This window comes from uncultured Agrococcus sp., assembly GCF_945915485.1.
In the GTDB taxonomy this organism is placed as follows: Bacteria; Actinomycetota; Actinomycetes; order Actinomycetales; family Microbacteriaceae; genus Agrococcus.
This window is the reverse complement of the sequence record NZ_CAMEFJ010000125.1, coordinates 1-5,060: the sequence shown is the minus strand read 5'-3', so window position 1 is coordinate 5,060 and position 5,060 is coordinate 1. Positions and strand designations below refer to the sequence as shown.

Below are 5,060 nucleotides of genomic sequence, written 5' to 3'. Positions count from 1 at the left end.
GCGTCGATGACGTGAAGAATCCGCCGCTCGAGCGGGTCATGCGAGCGATATTGCTGGCGGCCGCGACGACGGAGGGCTCCTCCGTCGCCATGGGTACGAGCACGTCGCGTCCGTTCACGATGAAGTTCGTCGCGACGCCGACCGGTACACCGATCTGACCGACAGCGTGCTCGATCATGCGATCGGAACGATCTGCATCGAGCCCACCGCTTCGCAGTGCGTCGAGATGCGGATCGAGCGACGGTACCTGTTCGGCGACCTTCTGCAGTCTGGTCGCGGGGTCCTCGTTGCGAAGTCCGCTCAGTCGGGATGTTCCAGCCACGTTGCTCCTCTTCTCGCGTCGTTGCGCCGCGAATTCATTCAAGCAACTTGCAGGCATCGGCACTATGTGCGCCGCTCACACAGTTTTGCGACTGGATATGTACTCCTGAGCGACGATTGCTCTACCGCTGCAGTGCGCGGCGAGCGGCTTCCAACCGCACGGCGGCCTCGAGCCGGAAGCGGGCATCCGGAACCGTCCAGCCGCCCGGAATCAACGAGGCGATGCGATCCAGCCGCTGCCGAACAGTGTTCGGATGCAGCCCGAGCCTGCGAGCAACGCCCGCCGTCGAGCCCTGTTCGTCCATCGAGACGACAAGGGTTTCGAACAGCTCGGTGCCGCGGCGTGCATCCCACTTGAGCAGCGGCTGCAGCGCCTCAGTGATGAACGCCACCGCCCGTTCACCCTTGCCATCGAAAAGCACGGTGTAGGGAGCGAAGGCGTCGGCGTCGAACGTGCCGGATCGCTCCCCCATGGCCAGGAGGAAGTCGCGAGCGCCCCGAACAGACGGCAGCACCTCCAGCAGCGACGCGAGGTCTTCTGCCCTGTGCACGGCCGTCAAGGGTGCGCCGGCTCCCGCGACGCGAAGCGCGGACTCGACGCGTTGCTGCACGGCGCCCTCCTGCGCGAGCACCCAGAACAGCCCTCCCGTTTCCGTGACCAGGAGGTCGGTGCCGGCCCGAAGCGTCTGCCGAACGCGATCGGCGGCAGCGGCCTCGACACCGAAGTGCACGGCGACCCACGGCTTCGTCGGGCTCAGTCCGCGAGAACGAACGCGATCGATCGCGTTCTCGCGATTGGCTGCCGTATCGATGAGCTCTTTCGCCAGCTCTCCGCGGATGCGCTCCTCGGCGAGATCGCTCGCCTTGCGCTGCATCCACAACAGCGCGAACGCGATCCCGGATCTCTCGACCGACCTTCGATCGGCGAGCGTCAACTCTTCCTCCGTGCGTTCGACCAGTACGGCGCCTGCCGCGCTCTGCTGCGCGACGACGGGAGCGACGAATTCCACGGGTCCCGAAGCGATCTCGGTGCCGCGGCCCTCCGCGATATCCGACCAGAATCGCTTCGGCAACACCTCGTCGGGAACAAGGTCCTCCGCCCCCGCTATGACATCGCCGTCGGCATCGATGACGACGATGCGCCTGCGCAACGTATCACCGAGAGCCTGCGCGACCGTGTCCGGGTCGGAGCCCGCGGTGACAAGGCGCGTCAGTTCTTCGTGCAGCGTGGCCGCCCGGCGAATCTCACTCGCACGCGACTCGGCCAGGCGCCGATCGCGGTCGGCACGTTTCGAAGCGCTGTGGAGCTCCGCGACGAGTTTCCCCTGCTCGAACACGATGGCCGCGTGATCTGCGAACGAGCGTGCAAGACCGATCTCGTCGGGCGTGTACCGTCTGGCGCGACGATCCGCGACGAACAGCACCCCGAGGATGGTCCTGTCGGCGATGAGCGGAACTCCCAGAATCGACGAGATCTCTTCCGCCGCAACCACGCTGTCGATGACCGTGTCGTGCGGAAACTCGGCCGCGTCCGGGTAGTTGTCGACCCAGACCGGGCCCATCTTCTTCACGACGCGCGTGGCGATCCCCACACCGCGGGGCACGACCATGCCGAGGAAGTCGGAGCTGGAGGCACCCCGAACGGCACGCACCTCGAACGTCTCGCTGTCGGCGTCGTACGCCGAAATATACGTCATGTCGGAGCCGAGTAGCTCGTGCGCCCGGTCGACGATGCGATCCAGAAGCGCACCGTCGCGCTGCACGACAAGATCGTGCGTCATGGCGACGACGGCGGCGAACTGTGAATCGCGGCGACGCAATCGCGAGAATCGGTCGGCGACCTGCTCCACGAGCGCTGCCGTCGCAGCATCGTCGTCCCGCAGACGTTGCAGGGATGCGGCGTCCACCTCTCTGCCGTCAGCAATGGACGAAAGCACGTCGTGCAGCCGCGGCGTCGTCACTTTCCGCCGATCGCTCCCCAGGCGGACACGTGCGCGAAGACCGCCTGCTTCCGCTCTTCCGTATCCGGCGCATCCGTGTACTCGGGGCACTGCAGAATGTGCTCGATGTGGCGACTCATCTCGACCACGTAGTGCCTCGCGCACAGGCTCGCAGTGTGCCTGTCGGGGCAGTTCGGGTCGTCGCAGAAAGACACGTAACTGTGCGTGGGCGTCTCCGTGCACACGGCATCCTGCCAGTCGCAGTGGTCATTGCCACCGCCATCCCACAGCTCGTCGATGTCCGTGCTGCCGTGATCCAGTGTCGGTTTACCCGCCATGCCACTCTCCCGGTTCGATTCGTTCACCGGCCGCAAGCCTCGTCATGAACGCGTGGATGCGCTCGATGTCAGCCTCAACTCTGGCAGGGTCGAGGGGCCGGCTCGAATAGTAATCACCGAACCGCGCCATCAGTTCGCGATAGGCGGGGCCGTCGCGCACGATGAGCTCGTTGTCCGTACCGTCGAATCGCGAACGCCACGAGATCACAGACGCGTACGTGAGCGGAACAACCGCCTCCAGCTCCGGCACGAGGATGCCGAGAACGCCCTGCCCGTCATCGCTCGAGAGCAGCCCTCGCGAGTTCAGCTCGTTCGAGTCGAGCACGAAGTCGACGAAGCCCGCATAGAGCCCCCGATCGTCGTAGCGTGCCGACACCATCGCGCTCGCACCCTCGCGCTCGTGATTCCGCGCCGAGTCCGTCGTCCATGCCAGATTCGGATCCGAGTCCTCGAAGACCTGCTCGCCCTCCACCGTGACCACGAAGAACAGATCCGAGCCCGTATAGGAGGCGATGCGAACGGCCTTCAGCCCGACGCGGCGCATCCCCAGGCCATCCAGCCGCTCCTGCAGCTCCGCCACCGTCGAGTCGGGGCGCAGCCAAATGTGTTCCGCGTCGCCGAGCTCGAACTCGGCGTCGATGGAGGCTATGAGGTTCTCGATGGACTCATCTCGATCAGTCATCTATTTACTGATCCCTCTCTTGCATGAATTCAATCCACAGGATTGAATTCCATCTCGTTCGTTCACGTATTACCGATCCCTGCCCTGCAACTGCTGCAGAACGCGGTCCGCAACATCCCGCGCAGCCGCATCGAGCTCCTCCGGCCGCATGGAATCGAGCGTGTACGCGTGCGAAGCCACCAGCTTCTCACCGTCGTGCTCGATCGTTGCAGTCAGGAAGAGCATCCCGTCGTCGACAAAGGCTTCTGTCTTCGCGTCCGCCAGCTGTGCCCGCACGAGGTCCTGTGCCTTGTTCGTTGCTGCTTCGCCTGTCTTCTTGCTCATGGCGTCTCCTTGCTGTCCGTCGTCGCAATATCCGTGTGCTCTGCGGCATCCGCGTTGATGCGTTCCGTCCACGAGACACCGGCTACCGCAAAATCCTCTCGACGCACCGCGGCAGCGGTGGCACGGGCATTCTTGACAACCTCGCTCAGGGACGCGCTGCCCGCGATCGAGTGAACACCGTCACCCGCCTCGGGAGCAGCACGAGACGAGGCCGGCCCTGTGTGAACGGCAGCTTCCGGTGTGCCGATTCGGATGCCCAACAGCGTCTCCGCGTCGGCAACGGCCCATTCGACAAGCGCTTCATCCGCTGCGGCACGGGTATCGCGTTTCGTCGGTTCGTCACGGTAACTGAGCACGAGCACTGCGGCAGAATCGGGCCCTACGCCCCACATCGAGGTCGCATCGATGAGCTCGACACACCGCACATTCTGTTCGGCAGGTGCGACGAACAGGCGCGAGAACTTCCGTGCATTCGATCCCGTACGTGCTGCGACCGGAGCGAGCAGGGCAACACGAGCAGGGGCCGCGCTATCGGTATCCGCGACCACGATCGCCTGCGTTCGCACCTCTTCTCCGCTGTTCAGCGTCAGCAACCAGCCCTCGTCGTCGCGAGCAGCGAGGTCGACGCTCTCGCCGAGGCGCACGGTCGCGTGGTAATCCTCTGCATCGGCCGCGAGCGCGTCGACGAATGCATGCATCCCACCATCGAAGTCGCGAGTTGCGTAGGCGTCGTCGGCATCGCGGTCAGCGCGCAGCATCGAAATCGCGCCGGAGAGCGACCCCGAGCGCGTGATCGCCCCGTTGAGCTCTGGCAGGGCGTCAGCGACGCTGATCGAATCCACTCGGGCGCCGAAGACCGCACGTGTGACGGGCTCGAGCATCCGGTCGACGACCTGGCGACCCATCCGGCCACGCACGAGCGAGCCGAGTTCGCTGTAGCGGCCGATCTTCAGAACCGGCCGAAGACGGTCGCCGTAGGCGCGCAGGGCGCCGCTCCAGCCGAGCAGGTCGATGACGTCCTTTGCAAGGGGTGCGCCGGGGATGCCGAGCACGGTGTTCTCCGGCATCGGCACCGTACGCCCCGGCAGCCGGATCGCAGTCATTGCCGACCGGGGCGCCGTGGTGCTGAATCCGAGTTCGGCACCGAGTTCACGAAGGGCACCGGTCTCGTCGACGAAACCCTCTGCCCTGGCACTCACAGCGAAACCACCGAGCGCAAGGCCGGCTGCTGAGCCGCCGATCGCATCCGACTCCTCGATGACGAGAACGCGGTACCCGCGGCGCGCGAGATCACGCGCGGCGACGAGCCCGGCGAGGGAACCGCCGAGCACTGCGACGTCGAAGGATTCGAAACTGCGCTCTTCACTACTCATGGCTGCCTCTATTCTGGCACCGCTGACCCGCGTTCGGTGCGGATACTGCGGAGTCCCCCCTTCGGGCTCAGCGCTCGGGGGG

5 protein-coding genes and 1 pseudogene are annotated in these 5,060 nt (G+C 65.4%); all 6 read right to left on the bottom strand.

Going from position 1 to position 5,060, the window contains the following annotated elements; all coding sequences use genetic code 11:
• Nucleotides 1-322: pseudogene (locus Q0O95_RS13090) on the bottom strand (3-hydroxy-3-methylglutaryl-CoA reductase); the annotation flags it as partial.
• Nucleotides 323-443: 121 nt separating this feature from the next.
• A complete protein-coding gene (locus Q0O95_RS13085; protein WP_293699499.1) occupies nt 444-2,282 on the bottom strand; it encodes a GAF domain-containing protein in 1,839 nt (612 codons plus the stop codon).
• On the bottom strand, nt 2,279-2,599 hold the full coding sequence (locus Q0O95_RS13080) for a hypothetical protein (protein WP_293699497.1): 321 nt from the start codon (nt 2,597-2,599) through the stop codon (nt 2,279-2,281). The genes Q0O95_RS13085 and Q0O95_RS13080 overlap by 4 nt, the downstream gene beginning before the upstream one ends.
• The gene (locus Q0O95_RS13075; protein ID WP_293699495.1) at nt 2,589-3,281 is read right to left on the bottom strand and encodes a hypothetical protein; all 693 of its coding nucleotides are present in this window, start codon (nt 3,279-3,281) and stop codon (nt 2,589-2,591) included. Before Q0O95_RS13075 ends, Q0O95_RS13080 begins: the two co-directional genes overlap by 11 nt.
• Before the next feature lie 69 nt (nt 3,282-3,350).
• Complete coding sequence (locus Q0O95_RS13070; RefSeq protein WP_293699492.1) at nt 3,351-3,605, bottom strand: hypothetical protein; 255 nt, start codon at nt 3,603-3,605, stop codon at nt 3,351-3,353.
• Nucleotides 3,602-4,978 carry an FAD-dependent oxidoreductase gene (locus tag Q0O95_RS13065; RefSeq protein ID WP_293699490.1) on the bottom strand — a complete coding sequence of 459 codons (1,377 nt, stop codon included), beginning with the start codon at nt 4,976-4,978 and terminating at the stop codon, nt 3,602-3,604. Before Q0O95_RS13065 ends, Q0O95_RS13070 begins: the two co-directional genes overlap by 4 nt.
• Nucleotides 4,979-5,060 lie beyond the last annotated feature (82 nt).